The 25,005-nt window shown below is 56.3% G+C and carries 22 protein-coding genes; 8 read left to right on the plus strand and 14 right to left on the minus strand.

Annotated features, from left to right (window positions below):
* Window positions 1-4: 4 nt before the first annotated feature.
* The 4 genes from licT to HMPREF3143_RS20410 all read right to left on the minus strand — a co-directional run bounded on the left by licT (window position 5) and on the right by HMPREF3143_RS20410 (window position 4,425).
* Window positions 5-838 carry a BglG family transcription antiterminator LicT gene (gene licT / locus HMPREF3143_RS20395; RefSeq protein WP_023293816.1) on the minus strand — a complete coding sequence of 278 codons (834 nt, stop codon included), beginning with the start codon at window positions 836-838 and terminating at the stop codon, window positions 5-7.
* A 166-nt stretch (window positions 839-1,004) separates the two neighbouring features.
* On the minus strand, window positions 1,005-2,351 hold the full coding sequence (locus tag HMPREF3143_RS20400; protein ID WP_070534218.1) for a carbohydrate porin: 1,347 nt from the start codon (window positions 2,349-2,351) through the stop codon (window positions 1,005-1,007).
* 302 nt (window positions 2,352-2,653) lie between these two features.
* On the minus strand, window positions 2,654-3,586 hold the full coding sequence (dusC, locus tag HMPREF3143_RS20405; protein ID WP_008500912.1) for a tRNA dihydrouridine(16) synthase DusC: 933 nt from the start codon (window positions 3,584-3,586) through the stop codon (window positions 2,654-2,656).
* A gap of 41 nt (window positions 3,587-3,627) precedes the next feature.
* Window positions 3,628-4,425, minus strand: coding sequence for an AraC family transcriptional regulator (locus HMPREF3143_RS20410; RefSeq protein ID WP_070534219.1), 798 nt, complete (start codon window positions 4,423-4,425; stop codon window positions 3,628-3,630).
* 59 nt (window positions 4,426-4,484) lie between these two features.
* On the opposite strand from HMPREF3143_RS20410, the gene HMPREF3143_RS20415 reads away from it, so the two are divergent.
* The 6 genes from HMPREF3143_RS20415 (at window position 4,485) to HMPREF3143_RS20440 (ending at window position 9,838) form a co-directional block, all read left to right on the plus strand.
* Window positions 4,485-5,189 carry a type 1 glutamine amidotransferase gene (locus tag HMPREF3143_RS20415; protein ID WP_070534220.1) on the plus strand — a complete coding sequence of 235 codons (705 nt, stop codon included), beginning with the start codon at window positions 4,485-4,487 and terminating at the stop codon, window positions 5,187-5,189.
* A 190-nt stretch (window positions 5,190-5,379) separates the two neighbouring features.
* Entirely contained in the window at window positions 5,380-5,775 is a 396-nt protein-coding gene (locus tag HMPREF3143_RS20420; protein WP_014884558.1) for a CidA/LrgA family protein, read from the plus strand.
* Complete coding sequence (locus HMPREF3143_RS20425; protein WP_032675200.1) at window positions 5,772-6,467, plus strand: CidB/LrgB family autolysis modulator; 696 nt, start codon at window positions 5,772-5,774, stop codon at window positions 6,465-6,467. The genes HMPREF3143_RS20420 and HMPREF3143_RS20425 overlap by 4 nt, the downstream gene beginning before the upstream one ends.
* Before the next feature lie 129 nt (window positions 6,468-6,596).
* Complete coding sequence (cdd, locus tag HMPREF3143_RS20430; RefSeq protein WP_025913187.1) at window positions 6,597-7,481, plus strand: cytidine deaminase; 885 nt, start codon at window positions 6,597-6,599, stop codon at window positions 7,479-7,481.
* A gap of 127 nt (window positions 7,482-7,608) precedes the next feature.
* Entirely contained in the window at window positions 7,609-8,325 is a 717-nt protein-coding gene (gene sanA, locus HMPREF3143_RS20435; RefSeq protein ID WP_008500918.1) for an outer membrane permeability protein SanA, read from the plus strand.
* Between the two features lie 124 nt (window positions 8,326-8,449).
* Window positions 8,450-9,838: a glutamine synthetase family protein gene (locus HMPREF3143_RS20440; RefSeq protein WP_070534221.1), complete on the plus strand. Its 1,389-nt coding sequence runs from the start codon at window positions 8,450-8,452 to the stop codon at window positions 9,836-9,838.
* Between the two features lie 49 nt (window positions 9,839-9,887).
* On the opposite strand, the gene mglC is transcribed toward HMPREF3143_RS20440, so the two are convergent.
* The 7 genes from mglC to HMPREF3143_RS20475 all read right to left on the minus strand — a co-directional run bounded on the left by mglC (window position 9,888) and on the right by HMPREF3143_RS20475 (window position 18,082).
* On the minus strand, window positions 9,888-10,898 hold the full coding sequence (mglC, locus tag HMPREF3143_RS20445) for a galactose/methyl galactoside ABC transporter permease MglC (RefSeq protein ID WP_008500921.1): 1,011 nt from the start codon (window positions 10,896-10,898) through the stop codon (window positions 9,888-9,890).
* A 15-nt stretch (window positions 10,899-10,913) separates the two neighbouring features.
* A complete protein-coding gene (gene mglA / locus HMPREF3143_RS20450) occupies window positions 10,914-12,434 on the minus strand; it encodes a galactose/methyl galactoside ABC transporter ATP-binding protein MglA (protein ID WP_008500922.1) in 1,521 nt (506 codons plus the stop codon).
* 79 nt (window positions 12,435-12,513) lie between these two features.
* Window positions 12,514-13,512: a galactose/glucose ABC transporter substrate-binding protein MglB gene (gene mglB / locus HMPREF3143_RS20455; RefSeq protein WP_008500923.1), complete on the minus strand. Its 999-nt coding sequence runs from the start codon at window positions 13,510-13,512 to the stop codon at window positions 12,514-12,516.
* Window positions 13,513-13,807: 295 nt separating this feature from the next.
* Window positions 13,808-14,830, minus strand: coding sequence for an HTH-type transcriptional regulator GalS (gene galS, locus HMPREF3143_RS20460; RefSeq protein ID WP_070534222.1), 1,023 nt, complete (start codon window positions 14,828-14,830; stop codon window positions 13,808-13,810).
* Window positions 14,831-14,985: 155 nt separating this feature from the next.
* A complete protein-coding gene (yeiB, locus tag HMPREF3143_RS20465) occupies window positions 14,986-16,143 on the minus strand; it encodes a DUF418 domain-containing protein YeiB (RefSeq protein ID WP_070534223.1) in 1,158 nt (385 codons plus the stop codon).
* Window positions 16,144-16,162: 19 nt separating this feature from the next.
* Window positions 16,163-16,831 (minus strand): GTP cyclohydrolase I FolE, encoded by a 669-nt coding sequence (folE, locus tag HMPREF3143_RS20470; protein ID WP_008500927.1) that lies wholly within the window; start codon window positions 16,829-16,831, stop codon window positions 16,163-16,165.
* 102 nt (window positions 16,832-16,933) lie between these two features.
* Window positions 16,934-18,082, minus strand: coding sequence for a YbfB/YjiJ family MFS transporter (locus tag HMPREF3143_RS20475; RefSeq protein WP_070534224.1), 1,149 nt, complete (start codon window positions 18,080-18,082; stop codon window positions 16,934-16,936).
* A gap of 138 nt (window positions 18,083-18,220) precedes the next feature.
* Here HMPREF3143_RS20475 and fghA point away from each other — a divergent pair, with 138 nt between their 5' ends.
* Window positions 18,221-19,048, plus strand: coding sequence for an S-formylglutathione hydrolase (gene fghA / locus HMPREF3143_RS20480; protein WP_070534225.1), 828 nt, complete (start codon window positions 18,221-18,223; stop codon window positions 19,046-19,048).
* A 103-nt stretch (window positions 19,049-19,151) separates the two neighbouring features.
* Here fghA and cirA read toward each other — a convergent pair whose 3' ends face one another.
* The 3 genes from cirA to yieE form a co-directional block, all read right to left on the minus strand.
* Window positions 19,152-21,122, minus strand: coding sequence for a catecholate siderophore receptor CirA (gene cirA / locus HMPREF3143_RS20485; RefSeq protein ID WP_023344552.1), 1,971 nt, complete (start codon window positions 21,120-21,122; stop codon window positions 19,152-19,154).
* Window positions 21,123-21,347: 225 nt separating this feature from the next.
* Window positions 21,348-22,817, minus strand: a complete 1,470-nt coding sequence (locus tag HMPREF3143_RS20490; RefSeq protein WP_008500931.1) for an amino acid permease — start codon at window positions 22,815-22,817, stop codon at window positions 21,348-21,350.
* 158 nt (window positions 22,818-22,975) lie between these two features.
* Entirely contained in the window at window positions 22,976-23,842 is an 867-nt protein-coding gene (yieE, locus tag HMPREF3143_RS20495) for a DNA-binding transcriptional regulator YeiE (protein WP_008500932.1), read from the minus strand.
* A gap of 97 nt (window positions 23,843-23,939) precedes the next feature.
* On the opposite strand from yieE, the gene HMPREF3143_RS20500 reads away from it, so the two are divergent.
* On the plus strand, window positions 23,940-24,986 hold the full coding sequence (locus HMPREF3143_RS20500) for a YeiH family protein (RefSeq protein ID WP_070534226.1): 1,047 nt from the start codon (window positions 23,940-23,942) through the stop codon (window positions 24,984-24,986).
* Window positions 24,987-25,005 lie beyond the last annotated feature (19 nt).

The raw sequence follows: 25,005 nt of genomic DNA on the forward strand, positions 1-25,005 counted from the left end.
AGGCTTAACGCCCCTCTTTTCTCACCCGCTCGATATGAATGGCGAGGAACATAATTTCTTCGGTTGTCAGCTCACGCTGATAGCTTTTATTCAGGTGCTGTGCGATTTTCTCGGCGCATTTCCACGCCTTCGCGTAGTTGTCTTTGACTGCGGTATGCAGCGAGACATCGTCATCTTCCACCACGGTGCGGGTGAGCATCCGCTGGGCAAAAAACTTCAGGTGGGTGACGAAACGCTGGTAGCTGAGCGACTCTTCGTCATACTCAAGCTGCAGCTGATACTTCACCAGCTGCAGGATCTCCTGCATCACCCGCGTCACGTGCATCACCTCCGGCATTTCGCTGTTCAGCTGCGCGGTGACCAGATGCAGCGCGATAAAACCGGCCTCATCCTCCTCCAGTTCGACGTTAAGGCGTCTGGCGATAATGGCCCGCGCCTCCTGCCCTAATTCGAACTCCTTCGGATACAGCCGTTTAATATCCCACAGCAGCACGTTTTTGATGGCCAACCCGTTCTTCTGCCGCTCAATCGCAAAGTAGCAGTGATCGGTGAGGGTGATATACAAGCTCTCCTGCAGCTTGCCCAGCCGCTGCGCCGCCAGCCCGATGATGCGGTCGCAGGTGGTCATCACCTCCAGCGGAATTTGACTCAGCAGCTCCCCGAGCCGACGCACCAGTTCATCGCTTTGTAACGCAAACACCTTTTCAACCCGCGCGGTATCCAGCGCTTCACCGACGCGCTTCTGAAAGGCCAGCCCACGGCCCATCACCACCTGTTCGCGCCCGCGCTCATCCTGAACAACCACCACGTTATTATTGAGTATCTTGGCGATTTTCATCTGAACCCCAGAAACAAAAAAACCTGACCTCCGGCAGATGCCAGAAAATCAGGTTTTGCCTGCCTAAGCAGTAACAATCCAGTTCTGGCACTCTATCAGTTTCATTCGTAGCCTCAATGCGTCACGCGTCAGAAACGTGACGCGGATCGAACTTGCTACCGTGATATCAGAAGGTCACCACCGTTTTCAGCTCGGTGACCCAGGCATCCTGGGTGCGGCTGACCCCGCCGGGATGGTGCCAGTACTGAATGCCCGGCTGCAGTTCAAGCCATGACACCGGACGAAAGCGGTAGTAAAACTCGCCGTTCAGGGAATGGCCCGGCACCGGGTGCCAGGCCGGATTGTTGTAGTCGCTCACGCCGCTCAGGCTGTTCAGGTAACGCTGGTTGCGCGCGTACTGGCTGCTCATATCAATCCAGGTTAAGCCAAAGCCAATCCAGTCTTCCGGTCGCGCATCAAACAGCCCGCGGTAGCGCAGCGAGGCGGCGTAAACCTGATGCATGTAGTTAGTGCGCTGATCCGCAAGGCTCATGCTGAACGAGGAGCTCAACCCGCGATTCGGGTCATCCTGATGCTGCGTAAGCTGCTGGTTCAGCCCGGCGTACATGAACCAGGTCCGGCTGTGGGTATCGAATCCGTCCGGGTCCGTCGCGCCCGCCCCGCCGGATTTGCCGCGATAGAGATCGGTTTGCGGCGCGTTGGTAAACACCACGCCCAGGTTGTACGCGCCCGGCAGGCCGTTAATCAGCGGACGCGCTTCGATTTCAACCGGCAGTAAGACCCCTTTGCTGCCCTTCGTCGACCAGCTCCAGGCATGGCTGCGGCTGGCGGCCTGCGGATTTTGCTCCATCACGCCGCCCTTCAGGGTTAGCGTCGGCGTGAGTTTATACGCAAGCGTGGTTCCCCAGGTGTGGACGTTCCAGTTGTTCCAGGTGAGCGAGTTGGCTGACTTTCCGCCGCACTGGGACAGCAGCTGAAAATCACAGGGGATAATTTGATCGAAGGTCTGCACCTTGTTCATCATCCCGATGCGCCAGGTCAGACGCCGGTCGTCAAAGCTGCGGGCAAAGGTCAGCCAGCCCAGACGGGTAATCGACTGCCCGCCCCAGCTCTCCTGGGTCAGATCGTTGAAGTTGACGCGCGGGTCCTGCACGCGTTTGGTGGTGAGATCGTCATTGTGGTTGCGGTTGACGATGTTCCCCTCGATACGCGCGTCCGGGATACCGGTCCAGCGCTCCAGATCCTGGTTGAAGGTCAGCGCGAACTGGTCAATATAGGCCACGTGGGAGTCGTGGTTATATCCGCCACCGCCGTTCCAGCCAATTTCATTCAGGTATCCGAGGTTATAGGTAAAACCGTTATCGTTAAGGATTTTACGTATGCCAAGCATTTCGCCCAGCACAGGCTCTGGCGGAGCTTCAAACCCTAATACCGTACCGTTCCAGTCTTGCGCCATCGACAGCGGGGATATCGCCAATAAGGCGAACGCATAGAGTTTATTTTTATATGCCATGATAACAACCTGTGATTGAGTATTGAGTGCGTAACCGGCCGCAGGAAATTTTTCTATTTCCTGTCGCTATTTCTTTTTTTAAGAATCATTAAAAAGCGCTAAGCCAAATATCTCTCCTGCGTAAATGACAGGCAAAAAAAAACCTAAGCGCCCCACAGCGAAAATGCTGTGGAACGCTTAGGTTTTGCCTGTTAACCAGTCACAATCCTGCGTTGAAAACAGTGGCACCTTAACACCGTCGCGCCACGTTGAAAACCTGAACTGTTTTCTGTTTTAAAAAAGTGTGAGCAATTTAACGCTTATTATTTGGACTGAATCACCCGCGCAATATCAGCCGACGTCTGTAAAGTACGAATCTCCTGAAATAATTCCAGCGCTTCCTCGTACTCTTTGCGTAAATAACTCAGCCACTGCTTAATACGCGCGACGTGATACAAACCGGTATCGCCCTGCTTTTCCAGACGGCTGTATTTTTGCAGCAGCGTGACGACATCTGCCCAGGGCATACGCGGTTCGTTATATTTCACCACCCGGCTGAGGTTGGGCACATTCAGCGCGCCGCGGCCGATCATTACCGCATCGCAGCCGGTGGCCTGCAGACAGGCCTGCGCGCTCTCGTAATCCCATATTTCGCCGTTGGCGATCACCGGAATGGAGAGGCGTTTGCGGATCTCACCGATCGCCTGCCAGTTTATGCGATCGGCTTTGTAGCCATCTTCTTTAGTGCGGCCATGCACCACCAGCTCGGTGGCCCCGGCCTGCTGCACCGCATCGGCGATCTCGAACTGTCGGGCATCGCTGTCCCATCCCAGCCGAACCTTTACCGTCACCGGCAAATGCGCGGGCACGGCCTCGCGCATGGCTTTCGCGCCGCGGTAAATCAGCTCAGGATCTTTCAGCAACGTCGCCCCGCCGCCGCTGCCGTTCACCAGCTTAGACGGACAGCCGCAGTTGAGATCCACCCCGTAAGAGCCCAGCTCAACCGCGCGGGCGGCGTTTTCCGCCAGCCATTCCGGGTACTGGCCGAGCAGCTGAATCCGCACCAGCGTGCCGGAAGAGGTTCGGCTCTGGTTGTGCAGCTCGGGGCAAAGCCGGAAGAAGGATTTTACCGGCAACAGCATATCCACCACGCGCAAAAACTCCGTCACGCAGAGATCGTAGTCGTTCACCTCGGTCAGAAGCTCGCGCACGAGGGAGTCGAGCACGCCTTCCATTGGGGCCAGTAAAACACGCATAGCAGTACCTGTGAAAAAAGACGCGCTATAGTAGCCGCTCTCTATATCGCTGGGAAGCGCTTCTGTTCAGGCAGAAAGTCACCCGGCGTTGCCCCAACAATAGCGCGAAACGCCGCCGCAAATGCCGCCGGGCCGGAAAACCCCAGCATCCAGGCCACCTGCTTAACCGGGTATCCGTTGGCGAGGAGATCCAGCGAGGCACAAATCCTTGCGCGCTGTCGCCAGGCCCGGAAGCTAAAGCCGGTATCGTTGATAAACGCACGTGAAAATGTGCGTTCTGACATCGCGGCCCGTTCCGCCAGCCTTTCCAGAGAGAGATCCCAGAGATTGTTGGCAATGATGTCACAGGCCACGCGATGTAAGCGCTGATCCACGGGCATCGGCAGTTCGGCTGAAATCTGCTGCGTCTCGCTGAGGATGTCGAGCAGCAAAACGGCCATGCTGCGCTGGCTTGCCGGCCGGTATTCCCCGCTGAACAGCCCGGCAATCAGCTCTTTGAACAACGCTGTGGCCATAATCACGTGAACCTCGTCTTTCCACTTAAAAGGTTCGCATTGCGAAATCAGTGCCGGGCTAAACCAGACCGCGCGAAGCTCCGTTGCGGATAACACGCTGTAGGTATGCTCCTGAAAGGGAGGGATCCACAGCGCGCGCTGCGGCGGTATGACCCAGCGTTTGCTGCCGGTTTCGACCAGCATGACCCCTTTGATGGCAAACAAAAGTTGTCCCTGCGAATGCTGGTGAGGCGGATCGATTTCGCCGCGCGTATAGCGAATTGCCCCTCTTGACCATCCGATGGCATCGTCGTGAATTGGCGTTTTATCGATAACGGTTGGCATTTCACATTCCCCCCTTCCTCTTATGATGCTGCTTGTACACGTAACCAGAGAGAGACGCAATGCACATCCATTTTATTATTCATGAACATTTCGAGGCGCCAGGCGCCTATGAAATCTGGGGGAAAAGTCGCGGCTGCAGTCTGAGCTACACCAGAGTGTATCAGGGCGATCCGTTACCTGAGGAGCTGGGGGGCACAGACCTGCTTATCATCATGGGAGGCCCGCAGTCCCCCGCCACCACGCGTGAGGAATGCCCCTGGTTTGATGCGCAGGCGGAAAAGGCACTCATCAGCCGCGCGATAGAGGCAGGTAAAACGGTGATAGGCGTTTGTCTGGGCTCACAGCTTATCGGCGAAGCGCTGGGCGCCGCGTTTTGCCACAGCCCGGAAAAAGAGATCGGCAAATTTCCCGTCAGGCTCACAGATGCAGGCAAGGCGAACCCGCTGTTTGAGGGCTTTGGCAGCGTGCTGAACGTCGGTCACTGGCATAACGACATGCCTGGGTTGACGCCGCAGGCTAAGGTTCTGGCTTACAGCGAGGGCTGTCCCCGCCAGATCGTGCAGTACAGCGAACGGGTTTACGGTTTCCAGTGCCATATGGAGCTAACGCCGGAGGTGGTAGAGTTGCTGATTGAGCATTCGCAGAATGACCTTCGCCGTGCGGGTGAATTCCGTTTTGTCGAAACGGCGGAAAAACTCCGCTCGCATGATTATCGCGAAATGAACCAGGTGCTGTTTTCTTTTCTCGATAAACTGACCACCTGACGCTGATGCCTTCTCTGGCGCGTTACTTCGCCAGCGCAATCCCTTTCCTCTAAACTGTAGCCTGTACCAGTAAGGTGATACCGGACGTTCCATTCCGGAATGTCTGGTATGCTCAAAATTCATGATGTGATCCGTGGCACATTTTTAGGTTTAATTGTATGATGAATGCGTTTCAGCAAGGACTATCACCATGAGCAAATCATTGAACATTATCTGGCAATATCTGCGCGCATTCGTCCTGATTTACGCCTGCCTGTATGCCGGGATTTTCATCGCGTCGCTGCTGCCCATCACCATTCCCGGCAGCATTATCGGCATGCTGATCCTCTTCGTGCTGCTGGCGCTGCAAATCCTGCCTGCAAAGTGGGTCAATCCCGGCTGCTTCGTCCTCATTCGCTATATGGCGCTGCTTTTCGTGCCTATCGGCGTCGGGGTCATGCAGTATTTTGATTTGCTCAAAGCCCAGTTCGGCCCGATTGTTGTTTCCTGCGCGGTGAGTACGCTGGTGGTTTTCCTGGTGGTGAGCTGGAGTTCACATCTGGTGCATGGCGAACGTAACGTGATTGGGGAGAAAACAAAAAAATGATGGACAATATCTGGTGGTCCCTGCCGCTCACCCTTGCAGTCTTTTTCGCCGCACGTAAGCTTGCCGCGCGTTTCAAAATGCCCTTGCTGAACCCCCTGCTGGTGGCGATGGTGGTGATTATTCCGTTCCTGCTGCTCACCGGCATTCCTTACGAACGCTACTTTGCCGGCAGCAAAATCTTAAACGACCTGCTGCAGCCTGCCGTCGTGGCGCTGGCGTTTCCTTTATACGAGCAGCTGCACCAGATCCGCGCCCGCTGGAAATCCATCATTACCATCTGTTTTGTGGGTAGCCTGGTGGCGATGATCACCGGCACGTCGGTGGCGCTGCTGATGGGCGCTTCCCCACAGATTGCGGCGTCAATCCTGCCTAAATCGGTGACCACGCCTATCGCGATGGCGGTTGGGGGCAGCCTCGGCGGCATTCCGGCCATCAGCGCGATGTGCGTCATTTTCGTCGGTATTCTCGGCGCGGTGTTTGGCCACACCCTGCTGAACGCGATGCGTATTCATACTAAGGCGGCACGGGGGCTCTCGATGGGCACCGCCTCGCACGCGCTGGGCACTGCCCGCTGCGCGGAGCTGGATTATCAGGAAGGGGCGTTTAGCTCCCTGGCGCTGGTGATCTGCGGGATTATTACCTCCCTGCTGGCCCCGTTCATTTTCCCGCTGATTCTGGTAGTGATGGGCTAAAATTTGCGATGCGTCGCGCAAATTTCATTTTGATTTCATAAGTTGCATACATAATGAGAAGTGGATCACATATAAAGCCCTGACGGCTCCGTAAACTACCGATCCATTAACCTTTATGAGGCAAACGCCATGCACCCACGTTTTCAAGCTGCTTTCGCCCAGCTTGCAGAGAATTTGCAGTCAGCCCTTGCTCCCGTTCTGGCAGATGCGCACTTCCCCGCCCTGCTGACCGCGGAGCAGGTCACGATGCTGAAACAGGCAACGGGACTGGACGAAGACGCGCTGGCTTTCGCACTGCTTCCTCTGGCTGCCGCCTGCGCGCGGGCCGATCTCTCCCACTTCAACGTCGGGGCCATTGCGCGCGGCGTCAGCGGCACCTGGTACTTCGGCGGCAATATGGAGTTCCTGGGCGCAACCATGCAGCAAACCGTTCACGCCGAGCAGAGCGCCATCAGCCACGCCTGGCTGCGCGGTGAAAAAGCGCTGAGCGCCATTACCGTGAACTACACCCCCTGCGGCCACTGCCGTCAGTTTATGAACGAGCTGAACAGCGGGCTGCAGCTGCGCATCAACCTGCCGGGTCGCGCGCCGCACACGCTGGCGGATTACCTGCCTGACGCGTTTGGCCCGAAAGATCTGGAGATCAAAACCCTGCTGATGGACGAGCAGGACCACGGTTTCGCCCTGTCCGGCGATGACCTGAGCCAGGCGGCGATTACCGCCGCCAACAAGAGCCACACGCCGTACAGCACGTCCCCGAGCGGCGTGGCGCTGCAGTGTCGCGATGGCCGAATCTTCACCGGCAGCTATGCGGAAAACGCCGCGTTTAACCCAACGCTGCCGCCGCTGCAGGGCGCACTCAACCTGCTGAGCCTGAACGGCTATGATTATCCTGATATTCAGCGCGCTATTCTGGCAGAAATTGCCGATGCGCCGCTGATTCAGTGGGATGCCACTGCCGCAACGCTTAAAGCGCTGGGCTGTACGACGATTGACCGCGTGCTGCTGGCGTAACCCTTCCGGCGGGCAGAAATGCCCGCCAGTTTGTTGAAAAACCCCTCAGTTGAGTCGCTGTTTCTTGCGCTAACCAGGCGGGTAAAGTAGCCTGAGTTAAATTTCACCTTCGGTACGAGCCATCTGCATGTTAAAGCGCGTTTTTTACAGCCTGTCTGTCCTGGTCGGCATACTGCTGTTGATCGTGCTCGGCCTCGACCGGTGGATGAGCTGGAAAACCGCCCCCTATATCTTTGACGACCTGCAGGACCTGCCCTATCGTCAGGTTGGCGTGGTGCTCGGCACCGCCAAGTATTACCGCACCGGCGTCATCAACCAGTATTACCGTTACCGCATTCAGGGCGCGCTGAACGCCTACAACAGCGGCAAGGTGAACTACCTGCTGCTGAGCGGCGATAACGCTCTGCAAAGCTACAATGAACCGGTGACGATGCGTAAGGACCTGATTGCCGCGGGCGTGGATCCTGCCGATATCGTGCTCGACTACGCGGGCTTCCGCACCCTGGACTCCATCGTCCGCACGCGCAAAGTCTTCGACACCAACGACTTCATCATCATCACCCAGCGCTTCCACTGCGAGCGCGCGCTGTTTATCGCCCTGCACATGGGCATTCAGGCGCAGTGCTACGCGGTGCCGTCGCCAAAAGATATGCTGAGCGTGCGCGTCCGCGAGTTCGGCGCCCGCTTTGGTGCCCTGGCCGATCTGTATATCTTTAAGCGCGAACCGCGCTTTTTAGGCCCGCTGGTGCCGATTCCGGCGATGCACGAAGTGCCGGAAGACGCGCAGGGTTATCCGGCCGTCACGCCCGAGCAGCTGCTGGATATGCAGAAAAAAGAGAAATAACAGAGCCGCCTTTATACTTTCTTTACGCCGGGCCTGACGCTTTTTATCTCCCCTTTACGTCGGCTCTTTTAAGCTGAGTTCACTGCCGCTACGGCTTCATTGAAGAATGACTATGAACTCGATAATGAATGCGTTTTTCCTCAAAAGTCTCCGCCCGTACTTTAACTTTCCCGGCTTATCACTCCCTGGCGCACTGAATTCTGGCCTCTGGCTGGATGAAAAAATTGACGCCCTGCAGCACAACGTTGCCGTGGAAGTGGCCGATTATCTGGAACGTTACCCGCAAACGAAACATGTTGACGTTTACCTGAACGATATCAACGGCACGATGCGCGGCAAGCGCCTCTCGGTGGAGAGCATGCTGAGTCTGGAAAAAGGCTGTTATTTTCCGCTTTCCGTCTACTCAATGGACCAGAAGGGAAACATCGCCGCCCCGCTTTATGATGAACCCGACCGGCTGTGCGTCCCGGTCGCCGGTTCTCTGCGCCCCTGTCCGCAGGATCCGGAGCACACCGCGCAGATCCTGCTGACGATGAAAGACAGCGACGGTAACCCCTGCCCGCTTGAGCCGCGCGCGATATTGCAGAACGTCGTGGCCCGCTTCCACCAGCACGGCCTTTTCCCGGTGATTGCCCCGGAAATCGAGTTTTACCTGACGGGACAGGGCGAACGCGATCCGCAAAATCAGGGCTGTTTTCACATGGATACCTCGTCGGCGCATGCGGCGCTGTTTGACGAGCTGGAACAGCTGGCGCACCTTCAGCGCATCCCGCTGTCAGGGGTGGTAGCGGAAGCCGAGTCCGGACAGTACGAATTAAACCTGAAGCACAGCCAGCGCGTCGTAGAGGTCTGTGATAACGTGCTGGCCCTGCGCCGCCTGACCCGCTATGTCGCTGAAAAGCACGGTCTTCAGGCCAACTTTATGGCTAAGCCGTTCAGCGAGCTTTCCGGCAGCGGTTTGCACATCCATTTCAGCTTGAACAACAGCCGTGGCGAAAACGTTTTTGCCTCCCCGGTGAACGCGCTGAGCAGCATGATGCGCTTGTGCATCGCGGGCCAGCTGGCGCTGATGCCCGCCTCCGTCGCCATTCTTGCGCCGGGGGTCAACGCGTTTCGTCGCCTGCGTAAAAACCTGACGGAACCCGTCTTTAACTCCTGGGGCTATAACACCCGCTCCGCCGCCTTGCGTATTCCCTGCTCGGATGAGAGCAACCGTTGTATCGAGTACCGGCTGGCCGGGGCCGATGCGAATCCGTATTTGGTCACAGCCACTATCCTGACCGGCATGCTGTACGGGCTGGAACCTATCGACGAGGGGGATCTCCCTGAGCCGCAGCACGACCAACCCGAGCTGCCGCTGTTCCAGCAGGAGGCGATTGAGGCCTTTGCCCGCTGTCAGTATCTCACCGACAGCCTGGGCGACGCCTTTTCCGAACAGTGGGTTGCCTGCAAGCTTTCTGAACTCGACTGGTTTGAGCGCATTGTGACGCAGGAGGAGTCCCATCTGGCATAGGGCATAAAAAAGCCCGCTCGGTGAGCGGGCCGGGTATGGCGAGTGACGATTACTTCTTACGGGCGTACTTCAGTGAATCCAGCGCAACCGCGAAGATAATGATGGCGCCCTTGATGATGTACTGCCAGTACGGGTTCACGCCGATGTAGGTCAACCCGTAGTTGATGACGGTGAAGATGATCACACCGGTCACCACGCCGAGTACGGTACCCACGCCGCCGCTGAAGGAGACGCCGCCCACCACGCAGGCTGCGATCGCATCCAGCTCGTACATGAAGCCAAGGTTGTTCGTTGCAGAGCCGATGCGGCCCGCTTCCAGCATCCCGCCGAAGGCGTAGAACACCCCGGACAGGGCATAGATGATGAGCAGGTTCAGGGCGACGTTTACGCCGGACACTTTCGCCGCTTCCGGGTTACCGCCGATAGCGAAGATGTTTTTGCCAAAGCGCGTTTTGTTCCACAGGATCCAGACGAAGGCGACCGCAATCAGCGCATAGAAGGTGATATACGACAGGCGGAAGCTGCCCAGCGCGATAAACCCTTGCGTAAAGGTCGAGAAGCCGCTGTCAAAGCCCGAGATGGGCGAAGCACCGACGAAGTCGTAGTACAGAGAGTTGATACCGTAAACGATGATCATCGTACCGAGGGTGGTGATGAATGGCGTCACGTTCAGGTAGGCGATGATAATACCGTTGATCAGACCAATCACCGCGCCGATGGCGCAGACAATCAGGATCACCACGAAAATCGGCATGGTGGCCATTTCCGGGAAGACCTTGTTGGCGTTTTCCATTGACTGCAGCAGGGTTGCCGCGATAACCGCCGCCAGACCTACCTGGCGACCGGCAGAAAGGTCCGTCCCCTGGGTCACGATCAGGCCCGCCACGCCCAGCGCAATGATAATACGCACGGAGGACTGGGTCAGAATGTTACTCAGGTTCAGCAGGCTTAAGAACGTAGGGTCCTGGAAAATGATGATTGCCAGCAAGACTAAAAGAACAACGTAAATACCGCCTTCTTTCAGGTAAGTGAGAAAACTTTTTTTATTTAACGCACTCATGAGGAGCCCCTGATCTTAAAGGTGCAAAGACGCAAGACGCAAAATTTCGTTTTGCGTTGTCGTTTTGGTGTCAACAATACCGGCGACGAGACCATTGCTCATAACCAGAATACGGTCCGTGATCCCTAACAGTTCCGGCATTTCGGAAGAAATGATAATGATCCCTTTATTCTTTTTCGCCAGCTCGGCAATCAGCTGATAAATTTCAAACTTCGCGCCGACGTCAATACCGCGGGTCGGCTCATCCAGCATCAGGATTTCGGGCTGCGTTAATAACCAACGGCCAATAATCACTTTCTGCTGGTTACCGCCTGACAGCGAACCAATCTGGGTGCGGTGGCCTGGCGTTTTCACGCGCATGGAGTCAATCACCCACTGGGTATCGCTTTTCATGCGGGAATTATCCAGCAGCCCGACTTTGTTTTTGTAATTGCGAATGTTAGAAATTAACGAGTTAAAGTTAATATCCAGATAAGCATAAATACCGGTCGAACGACGCTCTTCCGTCACCAGCGCAAAACCATTATTAATGGCTTCGTTGGCGTTGTGGTTATTGATTTTCTTACCGTGCAGCGTAATGGTGCCTTCGGCTTTCTCACGAATGCCAAACAGGGTTTCCACAATATCGGTACGCTTTGCCCCCACCAGGCCAGCAATCCCCAGGATTTCACCCTTGTGCAGGTCGAAGGAGACATCGCGGATAGACGGCTGACGTAACGAGGTCAGATTGCGCACTTCCAGGATCACTTCGCCCGGCTTGTTCTCTTTATCCGGGAAGCGCTGATTCAGGGAACGGCCGACCATCATGGCGATGATCTTGTCCATGTCCAGCCCTTCCAGCGGCTGCGTGGCGATCCACTGGCCGTCGCGCAGGATAGTGATCTCATCGCACAGCTGGAAGATCTCTTCCATTTTGTGGGAGATGTACACAATGCCGCAGCCGCGATCTTTCAGCTTACGAATAATGGTAAAAAGGTGGTTAACCTCTTTTTCCGTTAATGAGGATGTCGGTTCGTCCATGATGACAATTTTCGCATCATAGGAGAACGCTTTGGCAATTTCGATCATCTGCATCTGGGAGACGGATAATGTTCCCACACGGGCGCGCGGATCGATATCAATATCCAGCTCGTCGAAAATCGCCTTGGTGTCGCGATACATTTTGTCCTGATCGACAAAAACACCTTTGGTGGGATAACGCCCCAACCACATGTTATCCATGACTGAACGCTGCAGCACCAGGTTTAATTCCTGGTGAACCATCGAGATACCGTTTTCCAGTGCTTCTTTCGCTGAATGGAAATCGATCTCTTTCCCCTGAAAAAGAATGCTGCCAGAATCTTTTTGATAGATCCCAAAAAGACATTTTAATAATGTTGATTTACCCGCACCGTTCTCCCCCATTAAGGCATGAATAGAGTGAGGACGCACTTTTAAATTAACATTATCGAGTGCCTTAACGCCGGGAAATGACTTGTTGATACCGCTCATTTCCAACAGGTATTCACCGGATGACTGAGTTGTTGTGCTGACCATAATTATACCTTGTTGGCCTCGCATATCGCGTTATAAAAGGGCGCAACTCGTTGCGCCCAGTGAAGACAAGTTAACTCTTTTATTTACCGATAAACTCAGCCAGGTTGGACTGGTCTACGCCCACGTAAGGTACGCGAACGATTTTGTTGTCAATTTTCCAGTTGGTGCCATCTGCCGCACCTTTGCCATCGGCCAGGTTTTTCGCCAGATCGAAGGTGGCTTTCGCCTGGTTGTTGGCATCGTTCAGCACGGTACCGGCCATCGCACCGGATTTAACCAGCGCCAGCGCTTCTGGCAGCGCATCTACGCCGAATACCGGGATAGAGGATTTGTTGTGTGCTTTCAGCGCTTCTACCGCACCCATTGCCATCGCATCGTTGTTGGCGATAACCACTTCGATTTTGTTGGCGTTAGGGCCGGACAGCCAGGCGTCCATCTTATCTTTCGCCTGAGCGGTATCCCACATCGCGGTATCTAACGCCAGCTGCTGGGTTTTCAGGCCCTTGTCGTTCAGCTCTTTGATAACGTAGGTGGTACGCGCTTCAGCATCCGGGTGGCCAGGTTCGCCTTTCAGCAGCACGAACTGAATCTGACCGTCTTTGTTCAGGTCCCAGTTCGGGTTCGCCGCCCAGTGTTTCGCGATCAGATCGCCCTGAATAATACCGGACTCTTTGGAGTCGGTACCGACGTAATACGCTTTGTCGTAGCTATCCAGCGCCTTACGGGAAGGTTCTTTGTTGAAGAAGACGATCGGCACGTTCTGGCCGCGCGCCTTTTCAATAACCGTGCCTGCTGCAGCCGGGTCAACCAGGTTGATGGCGAGGGCTTTCACGCCTTTCGCCAGCAGAACGTCGATCTGGTCGTTCTGTTTGGACTGGTCATTCTGGGAGTCGTTCATCAGCAGCTGAACGTCTGGCGCTGCTTTCGCATCTTTCTCAATCGCTTTACGCACAACAGACATGAAGTTGTCGTCGTATTTATAGATGGTCACACCAATACGGGTATCCGCAGCGTGCGCTGCTGCACCAAAAAGCATGCTTGCCATTACAGCAGACAGGGTCAACACCTTCTTATTCATGGTATCTCCGGTTTTTTTTATGCAGGGTAGTTCTTGTGAATAACGAGCGGCGGGCAGATGTTAATAAAACGTTACTGACAGCCGAGGTTCACTTATAAAATTTCTCTCTTCCGTGTTCGGTAACGCTCCAGAAATGCGTTTTATTCGTTGTTTGCGGCACATTGGCTATAGTGAAAGTGAATAATCACTGTTACATAGCGTTTCAGCCCCTAAAACGCTGACATCATAGTCAGCGCCTTGTTAAGATACTGTGAATTTACTCACAGATTGAAAACGGTTACATCACCACATGTAATCAGTTAGTGATCGGAACCACAATTTGCCGGGCCGCGACGGAGTGGCGACGCACTAAAGTCGGCATGAAACAGTGTGTTGCCCCCGGATCCAGCACGCCTGCGGCCCCCTGTAACGCCAGCTCAGTCGCCAGTTTCGCCATAGAGGCAATCGGGTAGCGCACGGTTGTCAGCTGCGGGTCGGTGTAACGGGCAATCGGAATATCATCGAAACCAATGAGTGATAAATGCTGTGGCACCGCAATGCCGTTATCCTTCATCGCCGTCAGGGCGCCTGCCGCCATGCTATCGTTATAGGCAAACACCGCAGACAGCTGCAGATTGCGGCCCAGCAGCTCTACCATCGCCGCTTCACCGCCCTGCATGTCCGGCGTGCCGGTTCCCACCCAGCTCTCGGATGGCGTAATGCCATGCTCTTTCAGGGCGTTCTGCCACCCCTCGCGCCGCAGTTCGTCATCTTCAATCGCGTGGCTGGAGGCCAGATAACCGATCCGCTGATGCCCGTTGTTGATGAGCATTTTCGTGGCCATCATGGCGCCGCTGACGTTATCCAGCCCGACGCAGCGGTGGGCATAGCCGGGGACGATGCGGTTGATCAGCACCATGCCCGGGATCTGCTCCATCAATCCGGTTAGCTCTTCATCGCTCAAGGCTTTTGAGTGGACAATCAAGGCGTTACAGCGCTGGCGGATCAGCACTTCAATGGCATGGCGTTCTTTTTCCGCCTCATGATAGCTATTGCCGATCAGGACATATTTCTCATGCTGCTGGGCGACCATATCGACCGCTTTCACCAGTGCGCCGAAAAAGGCATCCGAGACATCCATCACCACCACGCCGATGGTGTCGCTGACCTGCGTCGCAAGCGCCTGGGCATTGGCATTTGGCCGGTACCCGAGCTGGGTCACGGCCTTCATTACGGTTTCTCGGGTTTCAGGGCTGACCAGCGCGCTATTGTTCAGCACGCGTGAGACGGTAGCCACAGAAACGCCCGCCTGACGGGCGACGTCACGAATGGTGATCATATTCACCATCCTTCAAAGGATTGCAGCAACTCACAGACACCCCCTGTGTTTAGCAAGGTGGCTATTTTGGCAGCGAGAGAAAGGGGACTACGTGAAGAAGCTCACAGTCATGAAAACGCTTACATCCGTTTTGTTAATGATTGTGATCCAGATCGTTATCTGGATGTATTTTTCAATGATATCCCTGAAGCACGTGCGGTTAACTGACGCCACACCCACTCCAGCGGTCCCTGGCGGAAATAGCGTAGCCAGAGAACAGAAAACGCCAGGTTTACTGCCCAGACCGGAATAACAAACGCCAGCAGCGTAAGTCGGTCGAATTTCATAAACAGGTCAAAGCGATAGAAAAGCGTGGTGCAGATTAGCGTTTGCAGGAGGTAATTGCTTAACGCCATGCGTCCCACGCAGGCGATAGCGCTGACCATCCACAGACGAGAAAGCGAGGGCCAGAAGCCGTAGATCAGCGCCGCGTAGCCGATGGTCTGGAACGGTGCGCTCAGTTCACGCGGCACCTGGAGCAGGAACGCGCACCAGCGGTAATCCCAGTGGATATGCCACTGCGCTATCACCGCCGGGAGGTTAATCAGCACGCCGAGCAGCACCAGACCGGCGCCTGTGCGACGATAGTGACGCAGGCTGAATTCCCCTTTCAGCCAGCCGGTGCGCATCAGTGACGCGCCCATCAGCATCATGCCCGCCAGCTGCCAGCCGTATTGCGCGCCCAGCGCGAGGAGGTTATCCCCCAGCATATCCGCGCGGTTGCTTATCGCTTCCGTACCGCCCTTCAGCTTCCAGAACTGTTCGTACTGCAGGTTAGCGGCATCCGGGATCCAGGCACGATTCGTCGTCTCCCCGGAGATCATCCCCAGCAGCAGCAGTACCCCAAGCCCCATGACATAGAGCATCACGCCGGTGTTGAACAGGCTTTTAACGCTGTGCGCATCGCGAATGAGGCGCCAGCAGATGAGCCCGACTAACCCATACGCGAGAAGAATATCGCCGTCCCAGAAGAACAGGCCATGGATAAAACCGAGGATAACCAGCAGCGTCAGGCGCGACTGTATCCAGCGCGTACCACGTTTGAGGAGAAGCTGCAGGCCTGCGCCAAACAGCAGGGCGAAGAGCGTAAGGAATTTGACCTGCGCAAAGAGATCGAGGATTGCCCAGGTCCAGGCATCACTGCGGGTGATGTCGCCATACCACGCGGGATTGAGATAAGCCGCCTTCGGCAAACCGAAGGCGGTGATATTAAGCAGCAGGATACCGAGAATGGCGACGCCGCGAACAAAATCGAGCGTGACGTTTCGCTCCATGGTCCCTGCCCTGTCAGACTTAGTTGTGGTGACGTACGGCGCGCAGGAACTCCTGGCGGGTATTCTGGCTCGATTTAAACAGACCGCCCAGCGAGGTTGTGGTTGTCGCACTGGTGGCATCGCGCACGCCGCGCGCTTTCACGCAGTAGTGAACCGCGTCGATAGAGACGGCCACGTTATTGGTGCCCAGCAGCGTTTGCAGCGCGGTCAGGATCTGCTGGGTCAGGCGCTCCTGCACCTGCGGACGCTGAGCGAAGAACTGCACGATGCGGTTGATCTTCGACAGGCCAATCACCGTGTCTTTAGGGATATACGCCACGGTCGCTTTACCGTCGATGGTCACGAAATGGTGTTCGCAGGTGCTGGTCAGCGTGATATCGCGGACCGTTACCATCTCATCCACTTTCATCTTGTTTTCAATGACGGTGATTTTCGGGAAGTTGGCGTAATCCAGGCCGGAGAAAATTTCGTCGACGTACATTTTCGCGATGCGGTGCGGCGTCTCCATCAGACTGTCGTCACTCAGATCGAGATTCAGCAGCTCCATGATGTCGGTCATGTGACCGGCAATCAGACGCTTGCGGGTTTCATTGTCCAAATCCTGTACGGGCGGACGCAGTGGCGTTTCAAGACCGCGCGCAACCAGGGCTTCGTGGACCAGGGCAGCTTCTTTACTGAGTGATGACATTTTGTTCTCCTGCAGGTGTGGCGTCTTTTGCCCTCGTTGTGGCAAAAGTATGCGTTCATTGTGCGTGAGGCGGCGCACATAATCCAGTATTCACGACGATAATTATTGCGATTGCTGTTGCCTTTCAGCGTGACGATTCCAGACAAGCGCTCCTCCAACAAACAGCGCAATGCCCGCCAGCCCCAGCGCGGGCTCCAGCCGGTGGGTAAGCCAGGTTGATAACGCCGAGGTGACCGGACCAATCAACTGCCCAATCGCATACCCGGTGGTGAGCAGGCCCGCCATATAACGCGTGTGGTTTGGCGCCAGCTCGCGGCCGTATAAAAGAGAGAGCTGCACGGCACACAAAAAGCCGCCCCCCACCAGCAGCCCGCCCGTCAGCAGCCCGCCAATCCCCGGCAGCAGCCAGGCCGCCAGCACGCCTGCGCCCTGTAACCACAGTACGATCGCCAGCCTGCGGTTAGCCGTTGAGGTATGGCGTAACAGAATACTGAGCGCGATGCCCACCACGGCAGCGAGACCAAAAATCGGCCAGACAAACTGGGCAAACAGGCTGCCGGGAAAACGCACGGCCGCCATTTGCGACAGGAAGGTCGCCGGGAGGATATAGCCAAACCCGGCCAGGCTGTAGCTCCAGACCAGACGCGTTAAATCCGCCGTCAGCACCAGCGGCTCCGGCGCGGTGCCGGGTCGATGGAGCTGCCCGGATCGCGGCAGATAGCGCGCCTCCAGCGCAATCAGCACCAGCGCCAGCACGCCGTAGATTTGCCATGCCGCCCCGGCCGACAGGGACTTCGCCTGAATATAGACGGCGAGCAGCCCGCTCAGGGCAATGCCCGCCCCCGGTCCGGCAAACACCGCAGCGCTCAGGCCCGGTTTACCCAGCTGCCCCAGCCGCTCGTTGGTCCAGGCGGCAATGAGTACCATCGACCAGCCGCTCATGCAGCCAATCACGAAGCGCAGCAGGCCGTGCACGACGGCGTTATCCGCTGCCGCGGAGAGCAGCGTCAGCGCCACCGCGCCGGTGATGCCCAGCCAGAGGCGCGTTTCAACGAAGCGGTGCGCACGCATCGCATCCCACGCACCCACCAGATAGCCCAGATAATTCATCGCCGCCACCAGACCCGCGCTGGTCAGCGTAAGCTGTCCGGCAGCAATCATCAGCGGTACCTGAGGCGTAAAGGCAAAGCGCCCTATCCCCATCGCCACCACCAGAACGACAAACCCACTGAGCGCAATACGCAGCGCCATGACCGCTCCAATTGTTAAAGAAAAGTAAATTTATGATGCAGCATCTCGCCGCCTGGCGAAAGTGAAAGTTACTCACAGGTCAATGAAAAGGCTGTATTATGGGTTTTATGAATACGCATTCTCATTAAGGAGCCCTGCATGGAACTGCTCGAAGAGCACCGTTGTTTTGAAGGTCGACAGCAGCGCTGGCGGCACGACTCCACCTCTCTGAACTGTGCAATGACGTTCAGCATTTTCCTGCCGCCGACGGAAAACCCGCCGGTTTTGTTCTGGCTTTCCGGCCTGACCTGTAACGACGAAAACTTCACCACCAAAGCGGGCGCGCAGCGTATTGCCGCCGAGCTGGGCATTGCGCTGGTGATGCCAGACACCAGCCCGCGTGGCGACGATGTGGCCGACGATGCCGGATACGACCTGGGCAAAGGCGCCGGGTTTTATCTCAATGCGACCGAGCAGCCCTGGGCGCGCCACTACCGCATGTATGATTACCTTCGCAATGAACTTCCTGCGCTGGTGCAGTCGCAGTTTGCGGTTGGCGAGCGCTGCGCGATCAGCGGCCACTCGATGGGCGGACACGGGGCGCTCATCATGGCGCTGAAAAATCCGGGGAAATACGTCAGCGTGTCGGCATTTGCACCAATTGTGAACCCAACACAGGTGCCGTGGGGGCAGAAAGCCTTCACACACTATCTGGGTGAGGATGCGGAAAAATGGCAGGCATGGGACAGCTGCGCGCTGATGCTGGCCAGCAAAGCTGAAGAAGCCATTCCTACCCTTATCGATCAGGGTGATGCGGACCAGTTCCTCGCCGGTCAGCTGCAGCCTGCGGTGCTGGCAGAAGCGGCACGCCAGAAAGACTGGCCGCTGACGCTGCGCATTCAGCCGGGATACGATCACAGCTATTACTTCATCGCGTCATTTATTGAGGATCATCTCCGCTTCCATGCGGAGCATTTATTTGCATAAGCACCGCCTGTTTTGCCCGGTGGCGCTTCGCTTACCGGGCCTACGGGCCTGTGCCCTTATGTAGGCCGGGTAAGGCGCAGCCGCCACCCGGCACATGGCTACATCAGAACTTATAATCCACGCCGACAAAGTAGCGACGGCCATCTTCCGTGTAGCTGTAATCGTCGCGGCTCAGATCTTTGTCCAGCAGGTTCTGCACGCCCGCGCGCAGCTTCACGCTTTTGGTTGCCTGCCACGCGGCGCCGGTATTCCAGATAACATAGCCACCCGGCGTTGGGTCGCTGCTGGTCAGCGCGCGTTTCTCACCGGTGTAGTTGCCCTGAACATAGAACGACCAGTCCTGCGTCGCCTTCCAGTCAACGGTCCCGTTGGCCGTGTGGAACGGCAGATCGGACAGCGGCTTGTTGCCGCCGTTGCTGATATCACGACCGTCGTTGTAGGTGTAGTTCAGCGTCACTTTCCAGTCGTCCGCCAGCGGGAATTTCAGCTCGGTCTCCACCCCGCGGATGCGCGCCTTGTTGACGTTGTAGTAGCGGAATATCGGTTCACCGTCCGCATTCAGGCCAACGTAGTTAGGGTAGCTCTGCGCCTGCTTCGCATTGGCCGTACGGCTGATGCTGATGCGGTCATCGACGTTATTCTGGAAGGTGGTCACGCTGGCCTGCACGCCCTCTAACCAGCCCTCTTCCCCGCTGTAGTACAGGCCGAATTCGAAGCTCTCGCTGGTTTCCGGCTTCAGATCCGGGTTACCGACAATCTCACAGGCACCGCGGCACGAGCCGGTGACCCAGTCCGGGCTCAGCTGCAGCAGTGACGGCGCTTTAAACGCGGTCGCCCAGCCCCCTTTCACCGTGACGGTATCGGTCGCGTTGTAGACCAGATAGGCGCGCGGGCTCCAGTGGTCGCCGTAGGTATCATGGTCATCCATACGGATGCCGGTGGTCAGCGCCAGAGGTTCAAAAATCCGCCACTCGTCCTCCAGGAACAGGGCATACTGGCTTGTCGACGTACTGCTGCCGGAACCGCCCGTCAGGTTGACCGGATCCTTAAGCTTATCGTGACGCCATTCGCCGCCGAAGGTCATCAGCTGGTTGATGTCGCCCAGCGGCAGCACGTATTTCCCGTCTACCGCGTTGCTCTCGGAGGTGATCGGATTGCTGTTGCCCGGGTTTTTGTTATCCACCTTCTCGCCGTAAACCTTCAGCTCGCTGTTGCCGATGCCCCAGCGGCCGTTGTGGCTGAGAGAGTAGTTCTGACGCTCAAGGCGGTTTTTGTCGAGGGAATCCGAGTCACGATCCTGACGGTCGAAACCGTAGCCCGCCGTAAAGTCGTGATTTTCAGACGGCGTCCAGGCGAACTCCACATTCGCATCGCGGCTGGTGAAGCCTTCAATGCGCGGTGTTTCACCGCTCGCCGTGGTAGAGGACTTCTGCTGACCGTCTTTCTCACGCTTTGCGAGGCTACCGTAGGCTTTCAGCCCCAGCAGGCCGTCCACCAGCGGACCGCTGGTATAGAACTGGCCGTCGTACGTATCACCACGATCGCGATGTTCCTGAATTGTGGAATCAGCGCTCAGGGTGCCCGTCCATTTCTGGCCGATTTTTTTGGTGATAATGTTCACCACGCCGCCCAGCGCATCGGAGCCATAAAGCGAGGACATCGGCCCACGCACCACTTCAATTCGTTCGATGGCGTCAACCGGCACCCAGTTGAGGTCGAAATCATTATGGCGGAACACCGCGTTACGGGAATTGACGCGCTTGCCGTCGATCAGGATCAGCGTGTAGCTGCTGTCCAGCCCGCGAATACTTACCCCTTTACGGTTGTCCCCTTCGCTCGTGAGCTGCACGCCCGGCACATCCCGTAACACATCTTTCAGGTTCTGAACGGGTTTGCGCTGCAAATCTTCCTGGGTAATCACGCTGATGCTTGCCGGTGCGTCTTTCAGGTTTTGCTCGGTCGCGGAAGCCGTGACAACCATTGTGTCGCCGGATTCCGCTGCGATAACAGGCAGGGCCAGGGACATTGCGGACGCACAAAGTCCTCCCCTGACGAAGGGATTCAACCTAAACATTCCATATCTCCATGAGGTAAATACAACTCAATCAAATCATCATTGCTCACAGCGTCTTCCTTGCCGCCCACATCTCCGGTGGGTCGGTGACACGCTTATTTTTGATAACGATAAAGCAAACGATAATTATTATCAATTAAATTGTTAAGAAATATATCTTTGTTACAGGGGGCGGAAATAAAAAAGCCCGCTCAAACGAGCGGGCTAAAGAGAGAGGAAGTGCGATTATTGTTTAAATCGTTCCGGGAATTCCATTTCACTGTAGCGAACGAAGTGTGTTCCTTTCGTCAGCTTGTAGCCAAACCAGATGACGAGGAACAGCGGAATACCAATGTAGGTTGCCGTGACGGCGCCCCAGTCAATGGTGTCCGCCAGGAACGCTTCATAGTTCTGTCCCAGCGTAATAATCAGGCACAGAATGAAGGCGAAAATGGGACCCAGCGGGAAGAACCCTGAGCGATACGGCAGCTGATTAACGTCATAACCCTGTTTGACGTAGCCACGGCGGAAACGATAGTGGCTAATGGCAATCCCCAGCCAGGCAATAAAGCCCGTCATCCCGGAGGTGTTAAGCAGCCACAGGTACACCGTCTGGTTGCCAAACATAGAGGTCAGGAAGCACAGGCCGGCAATCACCGTTGTGGCGTACAGTGCGTTGCGCGGTACGCCGCCACGGGACAGCTTCGCGAAAATACGCGGCGCTTTACCGTCGCATGCCAGCGTGTAGAGCATACGGGTGGACGCGTACATTCCGGAGTTACCGGCAGAAAGTACGGCGGTCAGGATAACGGCGTTCATCACTGCTGCGGCTGAAAGCAGGCCGGCATGCTGGAAGACCAGCGTGAACGGGCTGACGCTAATGTCTTTGACGTCATTACGCAGCAGGCTTGGATCGGTGTACGGAATGATCAGGCTGATAATCAGGATCGCGAACACATAGAACAGCAGGATACGCCAGAAGACCTGACGAACCGCGCGCGGAATATTCTTCTCCGGGTTCTCTGACTCACCGGCAGCAATGCCAATCAGCTCGGTTCCCTGGAAGGAGAAGCCGACAATCATTGCCACGCCAATCATTGCCGACAGTCCACCGGCAAACGGCGCATCGCCTATTGTCCAGTTACTCCAGCCCGCAGGTTCAGCGCCTTTGAAAATACCAACGATCATCGCCACACCGACGACGATAAAGATGATGACGGTTGCCACTTTGATCAAAGAGAACCAGTATTCCGCTTCGCCGAAACCGCGCACGGAGATGTAGTTCAGCAGGAAGATGACGGCCAGGAACAGGGCGCTCCAGATCCAGCCCGGCGTATCCGGGAACCACCAGTTCATCACCAGCTGTGCGGCGACAAGGTCAACGGCGATGGTGACCGCCCAGTTGTACCAGTAGTTCCAGCCCAGCGCGAAGCCGAAGCCTTCTTCAACGTATTTTTGACCGTAGGTCGAGAACGAACCGGATACCGGCATGTACGCGGCCAGTTCGCCGAGACTGGTCATCAGGAAGTACACCATCAGGCCAATCAGGATATAAGAGAAAAGTGCCCCACCCGGGCCGGCTGCCGAAATCGTTGCGCCAGAGGCAACGAAAAGACCTGTACCGATGGAGCCGCCAATGGCGATCATCGTCAGGTGACGCGCCTTGAGTTCACGACGTAGCGTGGGCGCTTCTGTGGTTTTAATTTCTGAAACCATATGAAAATGCTGTCCATTTAATAAATGAGGCGCGATTGTAGCAGACGATCCGCGTTCCTTCCGGCAGAAATACTCAGTTATAAGAGAGCTTCATGACGCGGCCAGGATTATAAGTAAAGCATAATTTTTCCCTCTTCCCTTTGGGGTGAGGGACGATGTCAGATTTCGCAATAGCGCAGAAAACGCTGCAGGGAGCTGGAAAGGTGTTTCTGGCGATGATGAATGCACCACAGCGTGCGCACCAGTTTCGGGAGCGGAACGGGAATTTCCACCAGCGATCCGGTTTCCAGCTGTTCGGCAATAACGCGCCGGGAAAGGCAGCTGATACCCAGCCCGTGGCGCACCGCGTGCTTAATCGCCTCTGAGTTCCCCAATTCCATCCCCAGCTGGAAATGCGGCAGATGGGACAGCAGCAGGTAATCGACAATTTCACGCGTGCCGGAGCCCTGCTCGCGCAGGATCCACTGCGCCTGCGCCAGCCGCTCCAGCGTCACCTCGCCCTGCAATAATGACGAGGCCGGGGACGCAAACACCACCAGCTCGTCTTCCAGCCAGGGCTCGGCAATGATATCGACGTTGTGGCAGGGCCCCTCGATGAGGCCGATATCCACGCGGAAGTCGATCACCGCGTTGATGACGTCCTGGCTATTGCCCACGCTCATCTCCAGCGGCAGGGTCGGGAAATCCCGACGATAGCGGGCGATCACCTCCGGCAGGATGTAATTGCCGATAGTGCTGCTGGCGTAGACGCGGATCGCGCCGTTATCTTCGCGGAACAGCTGTTCGATTTCGATAGCCTGCTCCAGCAGCGCCAGCGCGCGTGGATAAAGAAGACGACCGTGTTCGTTGACCACCAGACGCTTCCCTACCCTGTCAAAAAGCTGAACGCCCAGCTGTCCTTCAAGATCGGTCAACGCCGCGCTGACCGCAGACTGAGAGAGCGCCAGCATTTGTGACGCCTGGGTCGTCGAGCCGCTTTTCAGCACCTCGGCAAACACTTCCAGCTGACGCAAAGTAATGTGCATGGTTGCTTACCACTTATATAGATTGATTATAAGTATATAATCAATTTTATTTTTAAGCCAGACCGCCGTAACCTTTAGCCAGACAAAGGAGAAGGTTATGTCAGAAATCACCTTACAACATCATCGTACAGTGTGGCACTTCGTGCCGGGTCTTGCGCTCAGCGCCGCAGTGACCGCCGTCGCGCTATGGGGCGGCAGCATCCCGGCCATCGCAGGCGCAGGTTTCAGCGCGCTGACGCTCGCCATTTTGCTCGGCATGGTCGTGGGTAACACCGTTTATCCACATATCTGGAAATCCTGCGACGGCGGCGTGATCTTTGCCAAGCAGCATCTGCTGCGTCTTGGGATCATTCTTTATGGCTTTCGTCTCACCTTTTCGCAGATTGCGGATGTGGGTGCGAGCGGGATCGCCATCGACGTTCTGACCCTGACCAGCACCTTTTTACTGGCCTGCTTTATCGGTCAGAAAGTGTTTGGCCTGGACAGGCAAACCAGCTGGCTGATCGGTGCCGGGAGCAGTATCTGTGGCGCAGCGGCGGTGCTGGCCACGGAACCGGTCGTGAAAGCCGAAGCCAGCAAGGTAACGGTTGCCGTCGCGACGGTGGTGATCTTCGGTACGCTGGCGATTTTCCTCTACCCGGCCATGTATCCGCTGGTCGCCCACTGGTTTAGCCCGGAAACCTACGGCATCTATATCGGCTCGACCATGCACGAAGTGGCCCAGGTGGTCGCAGCAGGACATGCCATTAACCCGGACGCCGAAAACGCGGCGGTGATTGCCAAAATGCTGCGCGTGATGATGCTGGCGCCGTTCCTGATTTTCCTGGCCGCACGGGTTAAACAGCTGGCACCGGCTGGCGGCAGCGAGAAGAGCAAAATCACCATTCCGTGGTTTGCGATCCTGTTCATCGTGGTCGCTATCTTTATCTCCTTCCACCTGCTGCCGAAAGCGGTGGTGGATATGCTGGTGACGCTGGATACCGTACTGCTGGCGATGGCCATGGCGGCGCTGGGGGTGACCACGCACGTCAGCGCGCTGAAAAAAGCCGGTGCGAAACCGCTGCTGATGGCGCTGGTGCTCTTCATCTGGCTGATTGTCGGCGGTGGCGCAATTAACCTCGCGGTCCATAGCCTGATGGCATAAACCACTACATCCTTCTCCT

The organism is Enterobacter sp. HMSC16D10 (genome assembly GCF_001807145.1).
GTDB lineage: Bacteria > Pseudomonadota > Gammaproteobacteria > Enterobacterales > Enterobacteriaceae > Enterobacter > Enterobacter roggenkampii.